At 69.9% G+C, this 23,902-nt stretch carries 17 protein-coding genes and 2 pseudogenes; 8 read left to right on the plus strand and 11 right to left on the minus strand.

Going from position 1 to position 23,902, the window contains the following annotated elements:
• Nucleotides 1-72 precede the first annotated feature (72 nt).
• The gene (locus ABZV38_RS16760) at nucleotides 73-1,185 is read left to right on the plus strand and encodes a LacI family DNA-binding transcriptional regulator (RefSeq protein WP_356327683.1); all 1,113 of its coding nucleotides are present in this window, start codon (nucleotides 73-75) and stop codon (nucleotides 1,183-1,185) included.
• Nucleotides 1,186-1,299: 114 nt separating this feature from the next.
• On the opposite strand, the pseudogene ABZV38_RS16765 reads toward ABZV38_RS16760, so the two are convergent.
• From ABZV38_RS16765 to ABZV38_RS16790, 6 genes and pseudogenes are all read right to left on the minus strand, one after another.
• Nucleotides 1,300-2,055 (minus strand): annotated as a pseudogene (locus ABZV38_RS16765) (endo-1,4-beta-xylanase).
• A 72-nt stretch (nucleotides 2,056-2,127) separates the two neighbouring features.
• A complete protein-coding gene (locus ABZV38_RS16770) occupies nucleotides 2,128-3,087 on the minus strand; it encodes a 3-hydroxyacyl-CoA dehydrogenase (protein WP_356327685.1) in 960 nt (319 codons plus the stop codon).
• Nucleotides 3,084-4,073 carry a 3-hydroxyacyl-CoA dehydrogenase NAD-binding domain-containing protein gene (locus tag ABZV38_RS16775; protein WP_356327687.1) on the minus strand — a complete coding sequence of 330 codons (990 nt, stop codon included), beginning with the start codon at nucleotides 4,071-4,073 and terminating at the stop codon, nucleotides 3,084-3,086. The genes ABZV38_RS16770 and ABZV38_RS16775 overlap by 4 nt, the downstream gene beginning before the upstream one ends.
• A 68-nt stretch (nucleotides 4,074-4,141) precedes the next feature.
• Complete coding sequence (locus ABZV38_RS16780) at nucleotides 4,142-4,924, minus strand: crotonase/enoyl-CoA hydratase family protein (RefSeq protein WP_356327689.1); 783 nt, start codon at nucleotides 4,922-4,924, stop codon at nucleotides 4,142-4,144.
• Nucleotides 4,921-6,153, minus strand: a complete 1,233-nt coding sequence (locus ABZV38_RS16785) for a CoA transferase (protein WP_356327691.1) — start codon at nucleotides 6,151-6,153, stop codon at nucleotides 4,921-4,923. Before ABZV38_RS16785 ends, ABZV38_RS16780 begins: the two co-directional genes overlap by 4 nt.
• A 5-nt stretch (nucleotides 6,154-6,158) precedes the next feature.
• Complete coding sequence (locus tag ABZV38_RS16790; RefSeq protein WP_356327693.1) at nucleotides 6,159-7,385, minus strand: acyl-CoA dehydrogenase family protein; 1,227 nt, start codon at nucleotides 7,383-7,385, stop codon at nucleotides 6,159-6,161.
• Nucleotides 7,386-7,665: 280 nt separating this feature from the next.
• On the opposite strand from ABZV38_RS16790, the pseudogene ABZV38_RS16795 reads away from it, so the two are divergent.
• Nucleotides 7,666-8,011: pseudogene (locus ABZV38_RS16795) on the plus strand (transposase); the annotation flags it as partial.
• Between the two features lie 353 nt (nucleotides 8,012-8,364).
• Nucleotides 8,365-8,607, plus strand: a complete 243-nt coding sequence (locus tag ABZV38_RS16800) for a hypothetical protein (RefSeq protein ID WP_356327695.1) — start codon at nucleotides 8,365-8,367, stop codon at nucleotides 8,605-8,607.
• 26 nt (nucleotides 8,608-8,633) lie between these two features.
• Here ABZV38_RS16800 and ABZV38_RS16805 read toward each other — a convergent pair whose 3' ends face one another.
• Nucleotides 8,634-9,287, minus strand: a complete 654-nt coding sequence (locus ABZV38_RS16805; protein ID WP_356327697.1) for a class I SAM-dependent methyltransferase — start codon at nucleotides 9,285-9,287, stop codon at nucleotides 8,634-8,636.
• A 172-nt stretch (nucleotides 9,288-9,459) separates the two neighbouring features.
• On the opposite strand from ABZV38_RS16805, the gene ABZV38_RS16810 reads away from it, so the two are divergent.
• Nucleotides 9,460-10,095: a LysE family transporter gene (locus tag ABZV38_RS16810; protein ID WP_356327699.1), complete on the plus strand. Its 636-nt coding sequence runs from the start codon at nucleotides 9,460-9,462 to the stop codon at nucleotides 10,093-10,095.
• A gap of 75 nt (nucleotides 10,096-10,170) precedes the next feature.
• On the opposite strand, the gene ABZV38_RS16815 is transcribed toward ABZV38_RS16810, so the two are convergent.
• Nucleotides 10,171-12,006, minus strand: coding sequence for a serine hydrolase (locus ABZV38_RS16815; protein WP_356327701.1), 1,836 nt, complete (start codon nucleotides 12,004-12,006; stop codon nucleotides 10,171-10,173).
• Between the two features lie 182 nt (nucleotides 12,007-12,188).
• On the opposite strand from ABZV38_RS16815, the gene ABZV38_RS16820 reads away from it, so the two are divergent.
• On the plus strand, nucleotides 12,189-13,298 hold the full coding sequence (locus ABZV38_RS16820) for a nitronate monooxygenase (protein WP_356327703.1): 1,110 nt from the start codon (nucleotides 12,189-12,191) through the stop codon (nucleotides 13,296-13,298).
• Nucleotides 13,295-14,845: an acyl-CoA synthetase gene (locus ABZV38_RS16825; protein ID WP_356327705.1), complete on the plus strand. Its 1,551-nt coding sequence runs from the start codon at nucleotides 13,295-13,297 to the stop codon at nucleotides 14,843-14,845. The genes ABZV38_RS16820 and ABZV38_RS16825 overlap by 4 nt, the downstream gene beginning before the upstream one ends.
• A 52-nt stretch (nucleotides 14,846-14,897) precedes the next feature.
• On the opposite strand, the gene ABZV38_RS16830 is transcribed toward ABZV38_RS16825, so the two are convergent.
• The gene (locus ABZV38_RS16830; protein WP_356327706.1) at nucleotides 14,898-17,309 is read right to left on the minus strand and encodes a penicillin acylase family protein; all 2,412 of its coding nucleotides are present in this window, start codon (nucleotides 17,307-17,309) and stop codon (nucleotides 14,898-14,900) included.
• 151 nt (nucleotides 17,310-17,460) lie between these two features.
• Between ABZV38_RS16830 and ABZV38_RS16835 the strand changes: the two genes are divergently transcribed.
• On the plus strand, nucleotides 17,461-18,972 hold the full coding sequence (locus ABZV38_RS16835) for an acyl-CoA synthetase (protein ID WP_356327708.1): 1,512 nt from the start codon (nucleotides 17,461-17,463) through the stop codon (nucleotides 18,970-18,972).
• A gap of 38 nt (nucleotides 18,973-19,010) precedes the next feature.
• On the opposite strand, the gene paaK is transcribed toward ABZV38_RS16835, so the two are convergent.
• Entirely contained in the window at nucleotides 19,011-20,300 is a 1,290-nt protein-coding gene (gene paaK, locus ABZV38_RS16840) for a phenylacetate--CoA ligase PaaK (RefSeq protein ID WP_356327710.1), read from the minus strand.
• A 189-nt stretch (nucleotides 20,301-20,489) separates the two neighbouring features.
• Between paaK and ABZV38_RS16845 the strand changes: the two genes are divergently transcribed.
• Nucleotides 20,490-22,013 (plus strand): alpha/beta hydrolase, encoded by a 1,524-nt coding sequence (locus ABZV38_RS16845; protein WP_356327712.1) that lies wholly within the window; start codon nucleotides 20,490-20,492, stop codon nucleotides 22,011-22,013.
• A 36-nt stretch (nucleotides 22,014-22,049) separates the two neighbouring features.
• Here ABZV38_RS16845 and ABZV38_RS16850 read toward each other — a convergent pair whose 3' ends face one another.
• On the minus strand, nucleotides 22,050-23,678 hold the full coding sequence (locus tag ABZV38_RS16850; RefSeq protein WP_356327714.1) for an FAD-dependent monooxygenase: 1,629 nt from the start codon (nucleotides 23,676-23,678) through the stop codon (nucleotides 22,050-22,052).
• Nucleotides 23,679-23,902: the final 224 nt, after the last annotated feature.

Consider the following 23,902-nt stretch of genomic DNA (forward strand, 5'->3'; position numbering starts at 1 on the left):
AGTGTGCCGGTGAAGAGAGTTCAGTAAATCGGTACACTGGGATCGTGCAATGGGTTCCGAACCGGAGGTGGCATGAGCGGGGTAACGATCCATCAGGTCGCGGAGGCCGCTGGGGTCTCCGCGAGCACGGTCTCGAACGTCCTCAACGGACGTACGGACCGTATGCAGGCGGCCACCCTGGCCCGAGTCGAGCAGGCGATCGAGCAGCTGAGCTACCGGCCCAACCGTGCGGCAAGGATGCTGCGGACCGGCCGGATCAAGGTCATCGGTCTCATCGTGCCATCGGTAGCCAACCCCTTCTGGGGGTCGCTCGCCCGCGAGTTGGAGGCCATTGCGCTCACCGAGGGGTACCACGTACTGCTCTGCAACAGCGAGCGTGATCCGGCCCGCGAGCTCAAGTACAGCGAGGAGTTGCTCGCCGACGGGGTGAGCGGGGTGGTGCTCTGTTCCTCGCTGCCGTCGCTCGACCATGTGGCACCGCTGCTCGGCCGCGGCCTGAAGATGGTTGCCTTCGACCGCACCGCCCAGGCGGGTGACCCGCCGTCACTGTCCTCCATCAGCGTGGACAACGCGATGGGTTCCGAACTCGCCACGCGTCATCTCATCGAACTCGGCCACCGGCGGCTGGCGTTCATCTCCGGGTCGGTCAACAGTGTCAACCGCCGCGAGCGATTGCGCGGTTTCCGTGCCGCCCTGGAATCGGCGGGGCTCGACCCGGCCGACGCGGTGGTCTGGCCGGGCGCCGACACGACCGAGTTCGGCGACAAGGACGCCGCCGAACTGGGCCGCAGAGCGGCGCGGGAGCTCCTGTCCGGACCGCACCCGCCCACCGCTTTCGTCGCCATCAACGACATGTGCGCGATCGGGATCTGCCGGGGGGCGAAGGATGCGGGGCGCAGCGCCGGACAGGACGTCTCGGTGGTCGGCTTCGACGACATTCTGCTCGCCGACCTCTTCGAACCGCCGCTCACCACGGTCCGCCAGCCGCTGCCGGAGATGGCAGCCGAGACGTTCCAGCAGCTGCGGGCCAGGATCGACTCGGCCCCGGTGGCCGGGCGTTCCCTGCTCATCCGGCCGCGTCTGGTCGTACGGGAGTCGACGGCGCCGGCCCCGGTCGCAGTGCCCGTTCTGCCCGGCGCCACCCTCCCTGCGTCGACGGGGGCCGGACAGCCGCTCGTGGGATAGCCGGAATCCGGACACTGCCCGCCGCTTCCGCACCCCGCCCTGTTCCGTACACCGGCGCAGGGCGTGGCGATCGGGAATCGCCATGCCCTGCGTTTGTTCACTTCTGACGTTTCATCAAGAGGCGGTGCAGGCACCGATGGAGGGTGTCGCCGAGCTGCCGTTTGTCATGACCGTGAACCCGAAGGCCGTCGACGCTCCTGCCGCCAGACTGCCGTTGCCGTTCGGCTTCATGGTCATCACGTTTCCGCTGGCGTCCCAGCCGGGAGTGCCGTTCCAGGTCGTGGAGACCTTCTGCGGCGAGGTCAGGGTCACCGGTACGGACCAGTTGGTGATCGCGGAACTGCCGGCCTTCATCGTCACCTGCCCGTTGTAGCGGTCGCTCCAGGTATCGGTACGCGTGCAGGTCGCCGTGCAGGTGGCGCCGCGCGTGCCGCCGCCGGGGGTGCTGCCGCCGAGTGCGGCGAGCACCGCGTCGTACGCGGGCTTCTTGCCGTAGTTGTTGTCGAACAGCAGCGGGGTGCCACTGCTGCGCCACGAGTACTTGTCGGGGATGCCCCAGACCGTGATGCCGGTTGGCCTGGTAGTCACTGGGGACGGGCGAGTTGCTGTTGAAGTGCGACTGGAACTCCGCGCAGTCGATCGGCACCCCGCGCTGCTCTCGGGCGTCACCGCGTTGAACTCGGTGTCCAGCGTGGAGGCGTACTGAGCCTCACCGAGGTGATTCGCGGCCACCGCCGTACCGAAGTACCCGCCCTTGGCCGCGGCCGAGGCGCCGAGGGTGCTCGCAGCGTTCGCGCTGCCGGCGAGCGAGAGGACGCCGGCGGCGGCCAGGACGCCGGCCGTGCCGAGGACGAGTGCAGTAAAATCCACCTGGCCGCTGACCGGCGCTGTCGGCCGTGGCGCTTCTCCTGACCGCCGGGCAGGCTGCTGACAGCCCCCAATTCATCCCCGTCCTGACGAAGGTACGGGTCCTCCTGCCCGTCGGCCGCCCCCGCACCCGGCCCGCCGCCCGGTCGGCAGCACGGCACGGGCGATGCCGGTGAGGTTGCCCTGCAGGACGAGGATCTCCGTCCGGTTCGATCCGTCGAGATCGGCCGCGTAGACGGTCCCGGCCAGGTCGGTCACGTACATGCGGCCGTCGTCCGGATCGAGGGCGAGGCCGATGCCTTCCATGAGGTGGGTCAACAGGATCTCGGGCGTCCATCGCCTGTCCGGCAGGTCCATCGGCGAGCGGTTCACGCTGTTGCCCCGCGGCGGGTCCCCGCGATCCGTCCAATACAGCATGCGCTCCGCGAGGTCGAGTTCCAGGTCGATCGGCTCCGGCAGCTCCTCGAACAGCACCTCGATGTCGCCGCGTTCGGCCGCTCTCTCCCCGGAGGGCAGATCGACTCCGGCCCGCAGGATCTTCCCGAGCCCCGCGTCGCTCGGGCCCTTCTGTGTCCAGTAGAGGTGCCCACCGACAGGGTCGACGGCGACTCCCACGCACCACCTGGTCTCGTCGCGGCGGTCGTCGTCTCCCTGTCCCGTCTGCACGAGGGTCTCGACGTTCGAGCCGTCGAGGTCGCAGCGCATCACGCGCATGCCCTCGCGATCACCCCAGTACAGCTTCCGGCCCGCGGCCTCGAAGTGGAGCTGCTTGGGCGTGTACGTGACGCCGCTCGGGACGATCGTCGTCCGGTTGCCTCCGTCCAGGTCCACGCGCTCGATCGAGCCGTCGTTCTGCGGCGGTAGGCCCATGTTGGTCCAGTAGATGTGCCCGGCCACGACATCGACGGCGACGCCGTCGGGGATCCTGCACCCGGTGACGACGACCTTCTTGTCGGAACCGTCGGGGTTCACGGAGAACAGCCGACCGCCACTGCTGGCCTCGAGCACGAACAGTCTCTCCTGGCCCCCCGTCACGGTCCCTCCTTCGCCCTTTGACCGGCTGCGGCGCTCGGAGGGCCGGACGGGTCGTACTGGGCGCGCACGGCGAGCAGGGCCGAGAGCATCGCGTCGCGCCGGGCGGCCAGTTCGTCGACCGAGTGGCCGTCCGCCTCCTCCAGGACGCCGCCCACGATCTCCTCTTTGAGCTCGGGTGTGAACTCGGGGGTGCCCAGTTCCTCCCAGGACGCCGCCATCCGCGGCATGAGGGTGTCCATGAAGTGCTGGATGCCGCCCGCCCCTCCGCCAAGATGCCACAGCAGATGGGGGCCCATGACGCCCCATCTGAGCCCCGGCCCCCAGGACACCGCGTCGTCGGAGTCCGCCACGTCGAGCACTCCCTCCTGGACCAGGTACACGACCTCGCGGTACAGCGCGGCCTGGATACGGTTGGCGACGTGCCCGGGAAGCTCCTTCTTGAGGTGAATCGGCTTCTTGCCGATCGCGGCGTAGAACGACATGGCGTCCCGGATCGTCTCCGGGGCGGTCCTGGTTCCACCGACGACCTCGACCAGCGGGACGATGTGCGGCGGGTTGAAGGGATGACCGATGACGGTCCGCTCCGGACGCCGGCACTCGGCCTGGATGACGCTCATCGTGATGCCCGACGAACTCGACGCGATGATCGCGTCCGGCGGCGTGGCATCGTCGATGTCGGCGAACAGCCGGACCTTGAGCTCCGGGCGCTCCGGCGCGTTCTCCTGTACGAAGTCGGCGTCCGCGACGGCCTGACGCCGGTCCGCGGTGAAGCTCAGGCGATCGGGCGAGGCGTCGGGCGCGAGACCGATCGAGGCAGCCGCGTCCCATGCCGCCTCCACGTACGACCGCAGGGCCGCCTCCGCGGTGGGGGCGGGGTCGGTGGCCGTGACATCGAAGCCTCGGACGAGGTAGTGCGTCGCCCAGCTCGCACCGATGGTGCCGGTCCCGACGATCGCCACGCGCTGGACGGGTTTGTGCACGTTCATGGCTGGTCACTGCTCCTGGAACTCGGACACGGGCTGCGGGGGAAGGGAAGAGGCTGACGCGGCCGGCATCAGCGGCCGTGCCAGACGGGGGCGCGCCTCTCCGCGAACGCTCGCGCGCCTTCCCGCGCGTCCTCGCTTGTGGCCAGCCCGTGCGTGAGCTCGTCCTGCCGCCTGAACGCGTCGCTCTCGTTCAGGCTCTGCGTTTCGCGCAGGACCTCCTTGACGGCCGCCAGCGCCAGCGGGGCGTTCCGCGCGATGCGCCCCGCCAGCTCGTGGGCCACGTCCAGCGCGCCGCCGGGTGGGGTCAGCTCATTGACGAGCCCGTACTCCTTGCCTTCGGAGGCGGACAGCGGTTCGCCCGTGAGCAGTACGCGCACGGCGACGTGGTAGGGAAGGCGGCGTGGCAGCCTGACCAGTCCGCCCTCTGCTGCCACGAGACCGCGCATGACCTCGGGAAACCCGAACCGGGCATCCTCTGCCGCGACGATCAGGTCGCAGGCGAGCACCAGCTCGAAGCCGCCGCCCAGCGCCCAGCCCTCGACCGCGGCGATCAACGGCTTGCGCACCACCGCGCGGGTGAGCCCGCCCAGTCCCCGGCCCGGCAGCAGGGGCAGCTCGCCCTTGGCGAATGCCTTGAGGTCCATGCCCGCGCTGAACACCCCGCCCGCGCCCGTGAGTACGCCGACCGAGAGATCCGGGTTCGCGTCGAGCAGATCCACGGCGGCCGCCAGCTGTACCGCGACCTCGTGGTCGATGGCGTTCTTCTGCGCCGGGCGGTTGAGGGTGATGGTCAGCACGCCGGCGCGGCGCTCGTGGAGCACCCTGTCGGACGCTTCGGAGGCCGTGCTCATTGCGACGCCTCGCCTTCCGTCGTGCCGGGGATCGTTCCCTGGGCGCGCAGCTCGGCGATCTCGGCGGGGCCGAATCCCAGCTCGGCGAGGATCTCGTCGTTGTGCTCGCCCAGATCGGGCGCTCGCTTCGCCGGCACCTTCGGCACCCCTCGGAGGTTGACCGGACTGCTGATGGTTTCCTTGAGCCCGCTGACTCCTTCCAGCGGCACCACGATGTCGTTCGCGCGCAACTGCGGGTCCTGCGCGGCCTGCTCCGGCGTCTGAATGAGGCTGTAGGTGACGCGTTCCTGGCCCAGGGCGTCCTTCCAGTGGGTGAAGGGCTGCGTGCGGAACTCGGCGTCGAGCAGCTCGCTCAGCGCGGTGGAGTTCTTGACGAAGCCCTCGACGTCCGCGAAACGGGGATCCTCGAGCAGCTCGGGGTGCCCGATGGCCCGCGTCAGTCCCGGCCAGTGCGGGGGTGAGGCGACCAGCATGAACCACTCGTCGTCCGCGGTCCGGTAGGGGTTGATCAGCGGGTTCGCCGGCGCATTCCGGTCGTGCAGCTCGAACGGCGTGCCGCCGGCGAGCGCGCCGGCCACGAGCGTTCCCGTGGCCCAGATGCCCGCGGCGAGCAGCGACGTCCCGACACTGGCTCCTTGTCCCGTGCGCTCACGGCGGTACAGGGCGGTCACGATCGCCGCGTAGATCGCGATCGCCGACATGTAGTCGCCGCTGCCCCAGACCGGCACCGTCGGCGGGGCTCCCGCGTCCCGGGTGGAGGCCAGCAGTCCGCTGCGCGACCAGGCGGCGGTCAGGTCGAAGCCCGGCTGCCCGGCGTCGGGGCCGGTGTCCCCGAAGCCGGTGATGTCGGCGTAGACGACCCGCGGGTTCCAGCCCGAGACTTCGTCGTAACCGAGGTGCAGCTTCTCGCGTGTGCCGTGCGGGAAGTTGGTGATCACCACGTCGGCCCACTCGACGAGGCGCTTGAGGACCGCGGTGGCCGCCGGTGACTTCAGGTCGATCACCATGCCGCGCTTGTTGCGGTTGGCGAGGTGCCAGCTGTAGTTGGCCTGTGCCCGGGGACTGGGCGGCACGGAGCTCAGCCGCCGCTGGGGGTCGCCCTTCCCCGGCGGCTCGATCTTGATGACGTCCGCTCCGAAGTCGGACAGCACGGTGGCCGCGGCAGGACCCGCGATGAAGCTCGACGCGTCGAGGACTTTCAGGCCGGTGAAGACGGATTCGGTGGTCATCTTCGTCACCTCACGAAGGCGCTCAGGCCGCCGGTCACGGCACGTCCGACGATGAGGGTCTGGATCTCCCGCGTGCCCTCGTACGAGTACAGGGCCTCCGCGTCGGCGACGAAGCGCCCGACCTTGTAGTCGAGGATGATGCCGTTGCCTGCCAGCAGTTCCCGCGCCCACCCCACGTTCTCGCGCATCCGCACGGTGCAGTAGGCCTTCGCCAGGGCGGACTGCTCGTCGCGGTAGACCCCGGCATCCTGCAACTGGGCCAGACGCGTCACCATCCCGCAGGAGGCCGTGGCGTTGCCGAGCATCTTCACCAGCAGGTCCTGTACGAGCTGGAAGCCCCCGATCGGGCGCCCGAACTGCTCACGCTCCTTCGCGTACTGCAGGGCGATCTCGTAGGCGCCGAACATCACTCCCACCGCCTGCCACGCCACCCCGCTGCGCGTCCGGCGCAGGATCTCGGCGGTGTCCTTGAACGAGTTCGCGTTCTGCAGCCGGTTGGCCTCCGGAACGCGGCAGCCGTCGAGCACGATGTCGGCGTTCTGCACGATCCGCAGCGCCATCTTGTTCTCGATCTTCGTCGCGGTGAACCCGGGGGTGTCCTTCTCCACGACGAAGCCCAGTACGTGATGCGTCTCGACATCGCGGGCCCAGACGACGACGAGGTCGGCGAACGTCGCGTTTCCGATCCACCGCTTCGCTCCATCGAGGATCCACGCGTCGCCGTCGCGACGCGCGGTGGTCTGCAGGCCCCCGGCCACGTCGGAGCCGCCGTGCGGCTCGGTCAACGCGAAGGCGCCGATCTTCTCGAGGCGGCTCATGGCCGGCAGCCACCGCCGCTTCTGGTCGTCGGAGCCGCAGCTGAGGATGGTGCCCATGGCCAGACCCGAGTGCACGCCGAAGAACGTCGCCATGGACGCGTCGGCGTGCCCGAGCTCCATCGCGATGAAGCCCGCGAAGAGGTTGCTCGGCTTGGATTCCGGGGAGTCCGGCTCGGCCCAGTCCAGAAGACCGAGCCCGCCGAAGCCCTCGACCAACTGGAAGGGGAACTCGGCCCGGGCCCAGTAGTCGTCGACGATCGGGGCGACCTGCGTGCGGAGGAACTCGCGGACGGACTCGATCTTCTCCCGCTCCCCGTCCGACAGCAGTTCCTCATAGGCGTAGAAGTCGGCGGGCAGCAACCCGCTGTCCAGGTATGGACCGGACGGTGTCGGCAAGGCCGAAGTGCCGCTCATTGCAATCTCCCTCAAGCGCTGGGGGCATGGCTCGGAGATCCCCGCCCGTCAGCGCTCTCCGCGCCCGGCGTTTCGGTTCTCTGACGCGATCAAACGCGTATCCGGGATCGGTTCCCCGGACCCGCGCCGTTCAGGGGTGCCGTTGTCGCCCCGGGTCACCCCAGTGGCCCGTGGCCGCCCGGTGCGGGAGAGGTGAGGCAGGACTGCGAGGTGCCCCAGCGGGACGCGGGCAAGCCTGCCAGTGAGCGGTAGGGCCCCGAGCAGACCATGACCGGCCTCTACCCGGCCCGCCGCGGTGGCTGGCGACAAGACCTACTCCTCCCGCGCCAACCGCGCCCACCTGCGCAAACGCCGCACCAAGGCGGTCATCCCCGAAAAGGCGGTCATCCCCGAAAAGAAGGACCAGGCCGCCAACCGCAGGAAGAAGGGCAGCCAGGGAGGTCCGCCCCTCACCCTCGACACCGACCTCTACCGCGACCGCAACACGATTGAGCGCGCCATCAACAGGATGAAAGCCTGGCGAGGCATCGCCACCCGCTATGGCAAGACACCCAGAGAGCTACCTCGCCGGACTGAATCTCCGCGCAGCGACCATCTGGATCCGAAGCCTCCCGCAAGCCCGTTGAACGGGCCGGTGTGAGCGCCCCACGGCGATCCGCTTCGTCAACAGGCTCGGCCACAAGGGGTTTCCTGACTTCCAGGCGGCCCTGCGCGAGGAGCTCGACGAACGCAGGGCCTCACCGCTGGCGCTGTACAGCACGCGCGGATACGGCAGCACACCGCCTCGGGCACAGGACGACGACGGGCCGGGAACGGCGCGCGCCGAAGGCGAGTTGCGCGGTGATGTGGTGATCCTGCCGGACCGGGACGTGGAACGGACCGCTGTACTCGCGGGCCTGGGCAGACAGGACGTCCTCGTGGTGTTCGACTACCGCCGCTACGAACCGGACAAGGTCGTCATCACCGAGGTGGCCAGGCAGTGCGGCAGCAAGATCGTGCTGTTCACCGATGCCTGGCTCTCGCCGACGTCGTCCTGCCCAGCCGGGTGGCCGCCCCGTCGCCGTACGACAGCATGGTGCCGACGCCGGCCACGGTCGAGACGGTCCTCGCGGGCGTACTCGGACAGCTCGGCGAGAAGGGGCGCGTCCACCTGGAGCACAGCGAGAACGTCGCACGGCGGGCCGGGATCCAGCCCGTCGACCGGAGGCCGGACGCCCCGTAGCGAGGGGGACGGGACGGACCCGCCGACTACGGGTTCGCCGGTCTGCGGACCATGAGGTAGGCCTGAGGGCCCGCCTCGTTCCTGCCCGCCTCGCGCACGAGCCTGGCGTCCACGACGAATCCGGCCCGGCTCAGCAGCTCCGACACACGCTCGGGTTCCAGCCAGTAGACATCCAGCGCCAGGGGATGGCCGTACGCGTGTTCCAGGTGCCGGATCTCGTCACCGGCTTTGAAGGCGAGCAGCAGATGGCCGCCCGGGGCCAGCACCCGGTGGAACTCGGCGAACACCTCCGGCAACAGCTCCGGCGGGGTGTGGATGATGGAGTACCAGGCGACGATGCCGCCGAGACCGCCGTCCTCGAGATTCAGCGCGTTCATCGAACCCACATCGAAACGAAGGTCCGGATAGGTCCGACGGGCCACCGCGATCATCTCCGGCGACAGGTCGATGCCGCGTGCGGTCAGCCCCAGGGACCGCAGGTGCCCCGTCACCCGGCCGGGGCCGCATCCGATGTCGGCGACCGGTCCGGCCTCGGACGCCTGCACGAGTTCGACGAATGCGGCCAGCATCGCCCGGTCCAGCGGCCTGTATCCGAGTTCCGTTCTCAGGAGTTCCGCGTAGTCCACGGCGACGGTGTCGTAGGACGCCCGGGTGGTGCTCAGGTAGGTGGGTTCAGTCATGGGCGAGCAGCGTAGTGGCTGACAGAAATTGCGTTGCCCGCGCCCCCTGCCGCCCCCATCATCTGCTCATGAACTCGATCACCGTCCTCCCGTCGCTGACCCTCGCCGCCGCCCGACCGGTCCGGGTCCAGCAGCAGCCCGGCCCCCTGCGGAGGCCTGCCTTCCTGCACGCGTGACGGCCGCCCTGGTCGCGGGGCTCCTGGCCGGCTTGGGCATTGCCATGCCGATCGGAGCGGTCGGGGCCTATCTGGTGACCCTCACGGCCCGGACGTCTCTGAAGACCGGTTCCGCAGCCGCGCTCGGTGTCGCGACGGCCGACGGCCTCTATGCGCTGATCGCGGTCGTCGGAGGTTCGTCGCTCACCCATGTCATCGAGCCCGTCGCGCTGCCCCTTCGCTGGGTTTCGGCTCTGGTGCTCGTCGCGCTGGCGGCCCGGAGCGGGGCCACGGCAATCGGCAGGTACCGCAAGCGGTATTCGGCAGTCCGGACCGACGGGGCACCCCTCGGCGCCGCGCGGGCCTATCTGGGGCTCCTCGGAATGACGATCCTGAACCCCGCCACCGTGATCTACTTCGCGGCGCTGGTCCTCGGCAGCCGGACGACCGCTGCGGATCCGGACCACTGGGAACAGTCGGTGTTCGTCCTCGCCGCCTTCGCCGCATCCGCGGGCTGGCAACTGGTGCTTGCCGGTGGGGGAGCGCTGCTCGGTCGCGCCCTGACGAGCCATCGAGGACGGCTCGTCACCGCACTGGCCTCCAGCACGCTGATCACCGCACTCGCTGTTCATCTGCTCGTCCCGTCGTCCTGACGCCAGGCTGCCGGCCGAACCGGCCGGCAGCCTGGCGTCCTGATCAACGTCTCCCGCCGGCCGGGACGGCCAGCCTCAGTCCGAGGACACCGTCCACCCGTTGGCCTCGATACGTCCCGCGTCGCCGGCTCTGCTGTCGTCGAAGACCGTACGGCCGTCGTCCTTGACCCGGATGCCGTCCACGTACGCCCCGCGTCCGACGTACAGCTGGTCCGTGGTGTACCGCCACCGCAGCCGCACCTCCTTGTCGCGCCAGGCGGCAATGTCCGCGTCCAGCCGGTGCCAGACCCGGCCCGACCAGCCGGATACGGAGCCCGCCGGATGCGGTTCGGGCTCCGTCCCGTGGTGTTCGGCCGCTGTCGGTACGGTGGTGAACGGCACCGGCTGCCAGGTCGCCCCGGCGTCCGAAGAGGCCTCCAGGAACAGGAAGTCGGAGCCCGGCTCGGTGTCCCACCACAGCGCGCAGCTCAGCGCGGCACGCGACGACACCGGACGCAGCACGGGCAGCGCGAGCGTGGCGGACGCGGCGCTCGCCATGCCGGAGAACCACGCGGTACGGCCCCGGGCCGGGCGCACGGCCACCGCTCGCGCCATCTGGTTCGCGGTGGCGACCCGTGGTGCGCTGCCGGAGCGCCAGCTGCGCACCGGGTGCACCGAGTTGCCCAGCACGATGAGGAACGAGTCGGTCGTCGGATCGAGGACCAGGCTCGTGCCCGTGAAACCGGTGTGGCCCGCGGTGCGCGGCGTGGCCATCGCCCCCATGTACCAGTGCTGGTAGAGCTCGAAGCCGAGCCCGTGCGCATCACCCGGGAACGCGGTGTTGAAGTCGGTGAACAGGAGGTCCACGGACTCGTCGGAGAGGATCCTCGCGCGTCCGTAGACGCCGCCGTTGAGCAGTGTTCGGGCGAGGATCGCCAGGTCCCAGGCGCAGGAGAAGACTCCGGCGTGGCCTGCGACCCCGTCCAGGCTGTACGCGTTCTCGTCGTGCACCTCGCCCCAGACGAGGCCGCGGTTCAGGCCGGACCAGGGCAGCCGGGCATCCTCGGTCGCCGCGATCTTCGGCTTCCAGGCGGCGGGCGGGTTGTAACGAGTGCGGTGCATACCGAGCGGAGCGGTGATCTCCTCGCGGAGCAGGACATCCTGGGTGCGGCCGGTGATCTTCTCCAGGACCAGCTGCAACGAGATCAGATTGAGGTCGGAGTAGAGATACACGGTGCCGGGCGGGTTGGCCGGGACCTCGGTCCACAGCAGCCCCAGCTTTCCCTCCCGTGTCGGCTCCTTGTAGAGCGGAATCCAGGCACGGAAACCTGAGGTGTGCGTGAGCAGCTGACGGATCGTTATGTCCTGCTTGCCGCCCCCCGCGAAGTCGGGCAGATATGAGGCGACCTTCGCCTCCAGCTCCAGCGCCCCGCGCTCGATCTGCTGCACGGCCAGGATCGAGGTGAACAGCTTCGACACCGACGCGAGATCGAAGACCGTGTCCTCGGCCATCGCGATCTGCTGGTCCGCCGGGAACTCCACCCCGGTGTCGGTCTTCTCGTCGTACGCCGCGTACCGCACCGCCTTGCCGATCGGCCGGTGCAGTGCCACCGTGCCGCCGCGCCCCGCGAGCAGCACCGCGCCCGCGTACCACGGGTGCTTGGGGGAGGCGGTGAGGAACTTCTCGGCGTCGGTGACCAATTGGTCCAGCGGCCCCTGCAACAGGCCCGCGCGGGCGGCGGAACCGCGTCGCAGCGTCGTCCGACCGTGCGTGGCATCCGTCCCCGCTCCCGATGTTCCCGCCCCCGATTCCATGGCCGACGCCGTCGCCGCGAACGGGATCGGCGCCAGGGCGAGCGCCCCGCCCAGTGCCAGCATCCCGCCGCTCAGCCTGCGTCGGCTGATCCCTGTGCCGGTTGCGTCCTCGGTCATCCGGAACCCCTTCCTACCGGGTGAAAGTTACTTTCGTTATCGAGCCCTGCGGTGAAACTTCCTGCCACCGCAGAGATTACTGTCACCCCTGCCGTCCCGGAGGCCCCCGGCGCCACAAAGAATCTGACACTTCATCAGAAAATCTCTTCCTTCGGATGTCCGACTGCGGCATCCTGCCGCCCATGGAGACGGAGCTGAGCAAGAAACTGGGAGTCGAGCACGCCATCTTCGGCTTCACGCCGTTCCCAGCGGTGGCTGCGGCCATCAGCCGGGCCGGCGGGTTCGGCGTGCTCGGCGCGGTCCGCTACACCGCCCCGGACGACCTCGCGCGCGACCTCGACTGGATTCAGGAGCACACCGACGGCAAGCCGTACGGCCTCGATGTCGTCATGCCCGCCAGAAAGGTGGAGGGGGTGACCGAGGCCGATGTCGAGGCGATGATTCCGGCCGGACACCGCCAGTTCGTCAAGGACACCCTCGCCAAGCGCGGCGTCCCCGAACTCGCCGAGGGCGAGGCCTCCGGCTGGCGGATCACGGGATGGATGGAGGAGGTCGCCCGCAACCAGCTCGACGTCGCCTTCGAGTACCCCATCAAGCTGCTTGCCAACGCCCTCGGTTCGCCACCTGCGGACGTCGTGCAACGCGCCCACGACGGGGACGTTCTCGTCGCAGCCCTCGCCGGAAGCGCCAAACACGCCCGGCACCACGCGGACGCGGGCATCGACATCGTCGTCGCCCAGGGATACGAAGCGGGCGGCCACACCGGAGAGATCGCCTCCATGGTCCTCGTCCCCGACGTCGTCGACGCCGTGGGGCCGCTCCCCGTCCTCGCCGCCGGAGGCATCGGCAGCGGAGAACAGATCGCCGCCGGACTCGCCCTCGGAGCGCAGGGCGTCTGGCTCGGATCGCTCTGGCTGACCACCGAGGAAGCCGACCTCCACTCCCGCGCGCTGACCCGCAAACTCCTTGCCGCAGGCTCCGGAGACACCGTTCGCTCCCGAGCCCTCACCGGTAAACCCGCCCGCCAGCTCCGTACCGAATGGACCGACGCCTGGGACGACCCGTCGGGACCCGGCACGCTTCCCATGCCGCTCCAGGGGCTGCTGGTGGCCGAGGCCGTCTCCCGTATCCAGAAGTACGAGACCGGCGCGCTGCTCGGCACCCCCGTCGGCCAGATCGTCGGCAGGATGAACACCGAACGCAGCGTGCAGGCCGTCTTCGACGACCTGACCCGCGGTTTCGAGCGCGCCGTGGACCGGATCAACCGCATCGCCGGACGGAGCGTCGCATGAACCAATCGCCGAACGGCTTCTGGGCCCAGGCCACCGCCGACCCCGACCGTACGGTCCTCGTGGCGCCCGACGGGGAGACCTGGACGGCGGGCCGGCTGCACGCCGCGGCCAACCGCCTGGTCCACGGGCTGCGCGCGGCCGGGCTCCGGCAGGGCGACGCGTTCGCCGTCGTCCTCCCCAACGGCGTCGAATTCTTCACCGCCTACCTCGCTGCCGCACAGGCCGGTTTCTACCTCATACCCGTCAATCACCATCTCGTCGGCCCCGAGATCGCCTGGATCGTCTCCGACTCCGGCTCCAAGGTGCTGATCGCGCACGAGCGGTTCACCGACGCCGCGACCGCCGCCGCGGACGAGGCGAAGCAGCCCGCGAGCCAGCGGTACGCCGTCGGCGAGGTCGACGGCTTCCGTCCCTACGCCGAACTGCTCGAAGGGCAGTCCGACGCTCCGCCCGACGACCGCACGCTCGGCTGGGTCATGAACTACACCTCCGGCACCACCGGCCGGCCGCGCGGCATCCGTCGCCCGCTGCCCGGCCGACTCCCGGAGGAGAGCCATCTCGGCGGCTTCCTCGGCATTTTCGGCATCAGGCCGTCCGACGACAACGTCCACCTGGTCTGCTCGCCGCTCTACCACACCGCCGTGCTCCAGTTCGCGGGCGCCGCCCTGCACATCGGGCACCCCCTGGTGCTGATGGACAAGTGGGCGCCTCAGGAGATGCTGCGGGTCATCGATGCCCACCGCTGCACGCACACGCACATGGTCCCCACCCAGTTCCACCGCCTCCTCGCCCTGCCCGACGAGGTGAAGGAGCGGTACGACGTCACCTCCATGCGGCATGCCATCCATGGCGCGGCCCCCTGCCCCGACCACGTCAAACGCGCCATGATCGACTGGTGGGGGCAATGCGTCGAGGAGTACTACGCCGCCAGTGAGGGCGGCGGGGCATTCGCCACCGCCGAGGACTGGCTGAAGAAGCCGGGCACGGTCGGGAAGGCCTGGCCGATCAGCGAACTCGCCGTCTTCGACGACGACGGCGAGCGCCTTCCTCCGGGCGAACTGGGCACCGTCTACATGAAGATGAGCACCGGCGGCTTCAGCTACCACAAGGACAGGAGCAAGACGGAGAAGAGCCGCATCGGTGACTTCTTCACCGTTGGTGACCTAGGCATTCTCGATGAGGACGGCTATCTCTTCCTGCGCGACCGCAAGATCGACATGATCATCTCGGGCGGTGTGAACATCTACCCCGCCGAGATCGAGGCCGCCCTCCTCGCCCACCCCGCGGTCGCCGACGCCGCCGTCTTCGGCATCCCGCACGCCGAATGGGGCGAGGAGGTCAAGGCGGTCGTCGAACCGGCCGAAGGGCACCTGCCTGGCGACGGGTTCGCCTCCGAGATCCTCGCCCACTGCGCACAGCGGCTCGCCGGATACAAACGCCCCAAGAGCGTCGACTTCATCGAGACGATGCCGCGCGACCCGAACGGCAAGCTGTACAAGCGACGGCTGCGCGACCCCTATTGGGAAGCCCACCGGCGGGACCTGTGACCGACGGGCCGGTACCCTGCCGCCTCCGGTCAGGGTACCCGCCCACGGCGCGCTACCGGTGCTCGTGCACCCGCACCACCCGCAGCGCGGGCGAGTGGGCGATGTCCTTCTCGCAGAACCGGGACGTCACCCAGCGCTCACCCGAGTAGAGCTCGGTCTGGTCGCTGAAGTGCGGAGACGTCGGGTTCGAGGACTGGGAGTACGTCAGCAGGGTACGGGCCACCGGGCACGTGGAGCCGTCCCAGCCGACCGCCTGGATATAGCTGGAGCCGGCCGACACCTCCGTGTAGCCGCCGCTCGCCGCGTCCCACACCGGCTCCGTCTTGTTCCAGATGCCGAGGGGCTCCGTACCGCCGCCGACCGCGATGCGCTTCCCGTTCCGTACGACCCCCTGGTATGCGCCCAGCGGTGCGTCCAGGGCGATCTTGGCCGCGCGCAGTTCGGCGACCGCGTCGGCGAGCGCCGAAGTGACGCCCGGCGCCGAGGTGTTCAGTGTGTTCGGGGTGCGGACCGGGTCCGCGGCGGAGAAGGGCACCTTCCACAGCTGCGCCTGGGGCACCGTCGTGGCCCTGCGCCAGAAACGGTCGAAGAGCAGCGCGCCCCGGCTGCCGGTGTCGACCTTCCGGTCCCAGCGCGCCAGCACACCGCACGCGGCCGACACGTCGACCGCTGTCCCGTCACTGCCGACGGCACGTCCGCCGGGCAGCTCGGCGCAGGCGCGCGCCAGGTCGGCCGCGGCCAGATCTCCGGCCGGGGCGCGGTTCTCGTACTGCTGGTCCTGCAGGTCGCCGACGGTCAGCCGGCCCTTCGCCGCCATCGCCGACACATCCTCGATCGCGCCCCGGGTCCGCATCGACCGGGGCGCGGCAACCGTCCCGAAGACCCGCTCGAAGCCGGTCAGCGGCGCGTCGGCATTGGTCAGCCAGGCACTGTCGTTGGAGTTCTCGACGTACGGGGCGTCCTTGACGGTCGGCATCCGGCCCGGTCCGAAGATGCCGGGCTGCACCGCGTCCGGATCCGAACCCAGCGCACAGTCGCTCCTCGACCCGTCCAGCACCGCGAGCCCCGACGAGGGGTACGTCGCCCGGCCGAGCGGGGTGGAGCACTGCTGCGCGAGCTCGTCCGTGATCCTCGGCAGCACCTGTGACTGGGAGAAGAACGAATGCCCCGACGAATCGGCGGCGATGGTGTTCACCCACGGCAGCCCCTGGGTACGGCGCAACGCGGTCTGGATGTCCGCGGTGCTGCGCGCCTTGCTGAACCCGAGACCGGTGTCCGAGGACCGCAGGTTTGTGGCGTTCGGGTCATTGAGCGCGTACGCGGACGTCACCGTCCACGGCAGCGGCAGTCCGGCAGCCAGCGAGGTGACGACCGGACCGTACCGGGTCCACCATTGGGTGCGGGTCACCGCGGCGCCGCCCTTCACCGCCACCGAGACCGTGCGCTTCACCATCCGCTCCGGCTTGCCGTCCACCAGATACACGGTCGGATCGGCCGGGTCGAGGGTCAGCTGATGCAGATTGAGGGTGACACCGGTGGCGACGGTGTGGCTCCACGCGATGTTCGCGTTGTGCCCGATCGACACGGTCGCCGAGCCGAGCAGCGAACCGCCCGCCACATTCAGCTCCCCGGGGATGGTCTGCTGCGACTGCCAGAACCGCCGCCCGCCCTGCCACGGATAGTGCGGATTGCCCAGCAGCAGGCCACGCCCGTTCGCCGTCGAACTGCCGCGGAACGCGACTGCGTTGGAGCCCATGTCCGCGTTCTGCGTGGACAGCAGCCGCTGCGCCGCCTGCGCCGCGTCGTCCGGCGGGACACCGGGCGACGCCGACGTGCCGGTGGGCGGCTGCGCCGCCGTGATGCCGTCGATCCCGCGGCCCTGACCGCCCAGCACGGAGAGCGCGAAGGCGCGGGTTGCGACGTCCAGGGTCGTCACCGGCCGCACCCATTCGGCGCCCCGGCAGGCCGGATCAGTGATCCGGTTCTGCGCCAGCCACGCGTTGTACCCGGCCGCCCAGCCGCGCTCCAGCTCCTTCACGTCATGGCTCTGACCTGCCGGAGCGGGCACTTTCAGCAGTTTCTCGACGGTGCGGCTGTCGCGTATCCCGCGGAAGTAGAGATCGCTGGAGAGATTCTTTGTCGCGGAGGACAGTGAGCCGTCCGGCGCCGCGTCCGGACCGAAGTACCTGGACCGCTCGCCGCGCAGCGTCACAAAGCCGTCGGCGAGCGTGCACACCTGGTCGGCGGCCTGCGCCCAGCCGTTACCGAACCCGAGATTCGCGTAGTCCTTCGCCACGATGTGCGGGATGCCGTACTCGGTGTAGCGGATCACGGCGGACAGCCCGCCGCGCGACGGGTGCGGGTCGTGCGAGGGAACGGCCGCGGCCGGTGGCAGGGACGCCGACACGGTGAACAGAGCGAGACCGGATACCGCGAGAAGTCTCAGACGGTTTCGGAGGGGCAAGGGTCCTCCCAACTGTGCGGGTATGAAAGGCGGTTGCTCGGAACTCCCGAGACACCACGCGCAACTCAGCCAGCACCCGCGTACCCCTGTCAACATCGTGGCCGGTATCCGAACCCTTGACCGCCGGGTGCCGGCCGCACAGGATCACGTCATGACAGGTGTACGCAGCTCCACAGCCGACGGTGTCGTGACGCGCAGCGCCCGGCGCACCCCCGAGCGCACCGCCGTGCGCTACGCGGAGCGGTCCTGGACCTACCGGGCCCTCGACACGGCGGTCAGCACCGCGGCCGCCGTCCTCCGCGCCGAACACGGCCTGCACCCCGGTGACCGGGTCGCCTCGTACGCACACAACTCCGACGCGTACCTGATCGCGTACCTCGCCTGCGCCCGCGCCGGCCTCGTCCATGTGCCGGTCAACCAGAACCTCACGGGCGACGACCTGACATACATCCTGCAGCAGTCGGGCAGCACGCTCGTCCTCACCGATCCGGATCTGGCCGACCGGATCCCGGCCGGTTTCGCCGTACGTCCGCTGCGCGACGCGCCGCACTCCCTCCTCGATGAACTCGCCACTCCGCGCCCCTTCACCGCCGAACGGGAACCGGCCGCCGGCGACCTGGTGCAGCTGCTGTACACCTCGGGCACCACCGCGCTTCCCAAGGGCGCGATGATGACGCACGGCGCCCTCGTCCACGAGTACGTCAGCGCGATCGCCGCTCTCGACCTGCGCCCCACCGACCGGCCCGTCCACTCGCTGCCGCTCTACCACTCCGCGCAGATGCATGTGTTCCTGCTGCCCTACCTCGCGGTCGGTGCGGAGAACACCATCCTCGACGCGCCCGAAGCGGGCCGGATCTTCGACCTTGTCGAGGCCGGGCAGGCGGACAGCCTGTTCGCCCCGCCCACCGTCTGGATCGGCCTCGCCAACCACCCGGAGTTCGCCACCCGCGACCTCGGCGGGCTGCGCAAGGCGTACTACGGGGCGTCGATCATGCCGGTCCCGGTGCTGGAACGGCTCCGTGAGCGGTTGCCCGCGCTCGCCTTCTACAACTGCTTCGGCCAGAGCGAGATCGGCCCGCTCGCCACGGTCCTCGGGCCCGACGAGCACGAGGGCCGGATGGACTCCTGCGGCCGGCCGGTGCTCTTCGTCGAGGCGCGGGTCGTCGACGAGCACGGCAAGGAGGTCCCCGACGGGACGGCGGGCGAGGTCGTCTACCGCTCTCCGCAGCTGTGCGAGGGCTACTGGGAAAAACCGGAGGAGACCGCCGAGGCGTTCCGCGACGGCTGGTTCCACTCCGGCGACCTCGCGGTCCGTGACCGCGAAGGCTTCTTCACCGTCGTCGACCGGGTGAAGGACGTCATCAACTCCGGCGGCGTCCTCGTCGCCTCCCGCCAGGTCGAGGACGCCCTCTACACCCACCCCGCCGTCGCGGAGACAGCCGTCGTCGGGCTGCCCGACGAACGCTGGATCGAGGCCGTCACCGCCGTCGTGGTGCTGCGCGAGGACGCCACGGAACAGCAGCTGCTCGACCACGTACGGGAACGGCTCGCCCACTTCAAGGCCCCGAAGAAGGTCCTCTTCGTGGACGAGCTGCCACGTAACGCCAGCGGAAAGATCCTCAAGCGCGAGCTCAGGGACCGGTTCGCACGACCTGGTTCATGATCGCGCCGCAGCTGACACACCGGCTCAGCGGCGCGCGCTCAGCGCCCGCCGCGCTCGTCCACGATCCGCTTGAACTTGCCGACCGACCGCTCCAGCGTCTCGGGGTCGACGATCTCGACCCCCACCGACACTCCGATGCCCTCCTTGACGGCCGTTGCGATCGCGAGCGCGGCGGCCGCCCGCTGGTCCGGCGTCGACTCCGCCCGCGCCTCCGCCCGCACCGTCAGCGCGTCGAGCCGGCCCTCGCGGGTCAGCCGGAGCTGGAAGTGCGGCGCCACCCCCGGTGTACGCAGCACGATCTCCTCGATCTGGGTCGGGAAGAGATTCACCCCGCGCAGGATCACCAGGTCGTCGCTGCGCCCGGTGACCTTCTCCATCCGTCGGAAGACCCTGGCCGTGCCGGGCAGCAGCCGGGTCAGATCCCGGGTCCGGTAGCGGATCACCGGCATGGCCTCCTTGGTGAGTGAGGTGAAGACGAGCTCACCCTCCTCGCCCTCCGGCAGCACCTCACCGGTGAGCGGGTCGACGACCTCCGGATAGAAGTGGTCCTCCCAGATGTGCAGTCCGTCCTTCGTCTCGACGCACTCCTGGGCGACACCCGGGCCGATCACCTCCGACAGGCCGTAGATGTCGACCGCGTCGATCGCGAACCGCTCCTCGATCTCCCGGCGCATCTCCTGCGTCCACGGCTCGGCACCGAATATCCCGACCTTCAGCGATGTCGTACGCGGATCGACGCCCTGCCGCTCGAACTCGTCGAGGAGCGTGAGCATGTACGACGGCATGATCATGATGATCTCCGGCCGGAAGTCCTGGATCAGCTGCACCTGGCGGGCCGTCATGCCGCCGGATGCGGGGATGACCGTGCAGCCGAGCCGCTCCGCCCCGTAGTGCGCCCCGAGCCCACCGGTGAACAGCCCGTACCCGTACGCCACATGGACCTTCTGGCCGGGGCGGCCGCCGGCCGCCCGGATCGAGCGGGCGACCACATCCGCCCAGATGTCCAGATCCGCCTGGGTGTAGCCGACGACGGTGGGACGGCCCGTCGTCCCGCTGGAAGCGTGGATGCGCCGTACCTGGTCCTCCGGTACCGCGAACATGCCGAACGGGTAGTTGTCCCGCAGATCGGCCTTCGTCGTGAACGGGAAGCGGGCCAGGTCGGCAAGGCTGCGGCAGTCGTCCGGGCGCAGCCCCGCCGCGTCGAACGCCGCGCGGTAGAAGCCGACGTGGTCGTACGCATGGTGAAGTGTGGCGCGCAGACGCCCCAGCTGCAGCGCCTCCAACTCCTTGCGGTCGAGCCGTTCCGCCGCGTCCAGCAGAGTCGTCATCCGGATCTCCCTCGTCCCGAGTAGACGACCGATCATTCGGTCGATCCTCACGGGAGCAGTAATTCAGGATGATCCACGGCCTGGCAAGGGGGGCGACACAATCGTGCGCGCAGGGGCCGTCCCGCAGCGCGGATACGCTCACACCGAACACCGGTGCAGCCCGGCACCGTGCCTGTTTGGATGGCATACATGCCGATCTTTCACACGTATGACGGGACCGAGCTCACCTACCACCTCCAGGGCGAGGGCGAGCCACTGATCTGTGTGCCCGGCGGGCCGATGCAGGCCGCCGTCTACCTCGGCGACCTGGGCGGACTCTCCGCCCACCGGCAGTTGGTGCTGCTCGATCTGCGGGGGACGGGCGACTCCGCGGTGCCCGACGACCCCGCGACATACCGCTGCGATCGCCTCGTCGACGACATCGAGGCGCTGCGCGTGCACCTGCGCATGGAGCGCATCGATCTGCTCGGCCACTCCGCCTCCGGCAATCTCGTCGAGCTCTACGCCGCCCGGTACCCGCAGCGGCTGCGCTCGCTCACGCTCGTCACCCCGGGAGCCAGGGCCGTCGGGGTGGAGGTAACCGACCAGGACCGGACCGAGGCCTTCGCGCTGCGCAGCGGTGAACCCTGGTACGAGGCCGGAGCCACCGCACTGAAGGAGATCCAGGCCGGACGCGGGGGGAGCGAGCAGTGGGCGGCGGTCGAACCGTTCTCCTACGGACGGTGGGACGCGGCAGCTCAGGCGCATGCCTCCGGGAAGGCGACACAGCGCAATGCTCAGGCGATGGCCGCCTACTACCAGGACGGCGCCTTCGACACGGCAGCCACCGTTGCCGCACTGCGCAACCTGCCCGTCCCGGTGCTCGTCCTCGCGGGGGAGTACGACGCAGGACCGACCCCCGACCGCGCCGCCGAACTGGCCGCGCTCTTCCCGCAGGCCGAGTTCGCCGTGCAGCGCGGCGCCGCGCACCTCCCGTGGCTCGACGACCCCGGCGCGTTCGTCCGTACCGTCCGCGCGTTCCTCGACCCCGAGGTCCACAGCGTGCAGGCCGGCGGCATACGGCTCGCGTACCGCGTCTGGGGCGATCCTTTCGCACCGCCCGTCGTTCTCGCTCATGGGCGGGGCGGCAACAGCCGGGACTGGACGGAGATCGCCGGACAACTCGCCGCCGACCACCGGGTGTACGCATTCGACTTCCGCGGCCACGGACTCAGCGACTGGACCGGCCGCTATTCCTTCGAGCTGTTCCGCGACGATCTGCACGCCTTCATGGAGGCCCGCAATCTGGCCGGCGCCACCGTCGTCGGGCACTCGATGGGCGGCGCCGCCGCCTATCTGCTCGCCGAACGCGAACCCGGACTGATCGGCAGACTCGTCATTGAAGAAGCCCCGCCACTCATTCCGCTCGACCCGCCCCGCCTGCCCGCCGAACGCCCGGACGAGGAGCTCGACTTCGACTGGCCGGTCGTCCCGTCGATCGATGTCCAGCTCAACGACCCCGATCCGACGGGCCGTGAGCGCCTCGGCGAGATCACGGCCCCGACACTCGTCATCGGCGGAGGGCCCGGCAGCCACCTCCCACAGGATCAACTCGCCCGAATGGCTCAGCAGATCCCCGGCTGCCGGTTCGTCACCATCGATGCCGGACATCTCGTCCACGCCGCCCGGCCCACCGAATTTCTCGCGGCGCTGAGGTCGTTCGGCATGGACTGAGACATCGGCGACGGGTTCCGCGGGACTCCGTCGGGATCAGTCGCGGCTGAGCAGGGTGGCCAGGACCTCGTGCAGGGTCGCCTCCGGATCGGGTACGGAACCGGCCGACCGCCAGGCCACGAAGCCGTCGGGGCGCACCAGCACCGCGCCCTCGGCGGTCGTGCCGTGCGCCTCGGCCCAGTCCGCGCCGTTCTCCGGCTGCAGATCGGATCCGGGGCCGATGCCGAACGCGTCGAGCCGCAGCGACAGCCGGTCGGCAACGCGCGCGGCCGCACGCCGCCACGCCACATCCCCGCCGTCGCAGAGCAGCACGAACGTGCGCTCGTACAGATCCAGTGTGGACTTGCGCTCACCGGACTGACGGACCCACAGATGCGGGGCCCGGGAGCCGGGGTCACCCGTCAGCTGCATACCGCGCGGCACCACGGGCTGCTCGGGGTCGACGCCCATCACGGCGCCACGGACATAGCGGTACCCCAGCGCCACCGGCAGCAGGCCGCCCTGCTTCCCGCCGCCCACACCGGGAGCCGGGGCATAACCGGGGTGGCTGTGCTCCGCGGAACGGGCCGAGGCCCGCTCGCTCGTCGCCCGCGCCACCGGCAGCCGCTCCGCCTCGTACGTGTCCAGCAGTCCCGGACCGGCCTCGCCGCGCAGCACGGCGGCGAGCTTCCAGGCGAGGTTGTGCGCGTCCTGAATACCGGTGTTGGAGCCGAACGCCCCAGTGGGGGACATTTCGTGGGCCGAGTCGCCGGCGAGGAACACCCGGCCGGAGCCGTAGCGGTCGGCGACGCGCTCCGCGGCATGCCACGGGGCCTTGCCGGTGATCTCCACATCGATGTCCGGGGCGCCCGTCGCCCGGCGGATGTGGTCCGCGCACCGCTCGGCGGTGAAGTCCTCCAGGGTCTCGCCCTGTTCGGGCTTCCACGGCGCGTGGAACACCCAGTCCTGCTCGTTGTCCACGGGCAGCAGGGCGCCGTCCGCAGCCGGGTTCGTGAGGTAGCACACGATGAACCGCCGGTCGCCCAGCACATCGGCGAGCTTCTTGGACCGGAAGGTGATGCTGACGTTGTGGAACAGGTCGCCGGGGCCCGACTGGCCGATCCGCAGCTGTTCCCTGATCGGACTGCGCGGGCCGTCGGCCGCGATGAGGTAGTCGGCGCGGACGGTCGTGTGCTCGCCGGTCTCCCGGTTCTTCAGCACCGCGTCCACCGCTGACCCGTCCGAGTCGAAACTCAGCAGCTCGGTGGAGAACCTCAGATCACCGCCCTGCTCACGCGCCTGGGCCAGCAGCACCGGCTCCAGATCGTTCTGGCTGCACAGGCACCAGCCGCTCGGGCTGAACCGGGCGAGTCCGCCACCCGGGTCGATCTCCTTGAACAGCCACTCCTGGTCGTCGCCGGTCAGCGACCCCGCCTGCAGGATGCCGTGGTTGTCCGCGAGGACCGACGCGGCCTCCCGGATTCGCTGATCCACCCCCGCCGTGCGGAACACCTCCATGGTCCGGACATTGTTGCCGCGCCCCCGCGGATGTGTAGAGGTGGCCGCGTGCTTCTCGACCAGCAGATGCTCGACGCCGAGCCTGCCGAGGAAAAGCGATGCGGACAGGCCCACCAGGGAGCCTCCCACGATGAGGACTGGTACGCGGTGGTCGACGTTCTCGTTCATCAGTTGCTCCCGCTAGGACGCCGTACAGATGCACTGTCCATGCCCTTGTGGGAGCCGTTCGGACGGCCGCCGGAGCGCTGCTCACCTGAACGGTTCATAAATCTCGCGTCAGGCGGACCAGCGTTTCACGATCGGTCACGGAGAGATGCCCGCGGTCCGGGGGCGGACCGTACACATCCGCCGGGAGAAACCCCGCTCCGATTCCACTCGACAACCGACGGCCG

This window comes from Streptomyces sp. NPDC005181 (assembly GCF_040608395.1).
In the GTDB taxonomy this organism is placed as follows: domain Bacteria; phylum Actinomycetota; class Actinomycetes; order Streptomycetales; family Streptomycetaceae; genus Streptomyces.

What these genes read in the sequence shown, in the direction of transcription:
- ABZV38_RS16845 (WP_356327712.1), top strand. Translation starts at nt 20,490, where the DNA reads ATGCCGATCTTTCACACGTATGACGGGACCGAGCTCACCTACCACCTC.
- ABZV38_RS16760 (WP_356327683.1), top strand. Translation starts at nt 73, where the DNA reads ATGAGCGGGGTAACGATCCATCAGGTCGCGGAGGCCGCTGGGGTCTCC.
- ABZV38_RS16785 (WP_356327691.1), bottom strand. Translation starts at nt 6,153, where the DNA reads ATGACCACCGAATCCGTCTTCACCGGCCTGAAAGTCCTCGACGCGTCG.
- ABZV38_RS16790 (WP_356327693.1), bottom strand. Translation starts at nt 7,385, where the DNA reads ATGAGCGGCACTTCGGCCTTGCCGACACCGTCCGGTCCATACCTGGAC.
- ABZV38_RS16815 (WP_356327701.1), bottom strand. Translation starts at nt 12,006, where the DNA reads ATGACCGAGGACGCAACCGGCACAGGGATCAGCCGACGCAGGCTGAGC.
- ABZV38_RS16835 (WP_356327708.1), top strand. Translation starts at nt 17,461, where the DNA reads ATGACAGGTGTACGCAGCTCCACAGCCGACGGTGTCGTGACGCGCAGC.
- ABZV38_RS16820 (WP_356327703.1), top strand. Translation starts at nt 12,189, where the DNA reads ATGGAGACGGAGCTGAGCAAGAAACTGGGAGTCGAGCACGCCATCTTC.
- ABZV38_RS16780 (WP_356327689.1), bottom strand. Translation starts at nt 4,924, where the DNA reads ATGAGCACGGCCTCCGAAGCGTCCGACAGGGTGCTCCACGAGCGCCGC.
- ABZV38_RS16850 (WP_356327714.1), bottom strand. Translation starts at nt 23,678, where the DNA reads ATGAACGAGAACGTCGACCACCGCGTACCAGTCCTCATCGTGGGAGGC.
- ABZV38_RS16775 (WP_356327687.1), bottom strand. Translation starts at nt 4,073, where the DNA reads ATGAACGTGCACAAACCCGTCCAGCGCGTGGCGATCGTCGGGACCGGC.
- ABZV38_RS16805 (WP_356327697.1), bottom strand. Translation starts at nt 9,287, where the DNA reads ATGACTGAACCCACCTACCTGAGCACCACCCGGGCGTCCTACGACACC.
- paaK (WP_356327710.1), bottom strand. Translation starts at nt 20,300, where the DNA reads ATGACGACTCTGCTGGACGCGGCGGAACGGCTCGACCGCAAGGAGTTG.
- ABZV38_RS16825 (WP_356327705.1), top strand. Translation starts at nt 13,295, where the DNA reads ATGAACCAATCGCCGAACGGCTTCTGGGCCCAGGCCACCGCCGACCCC.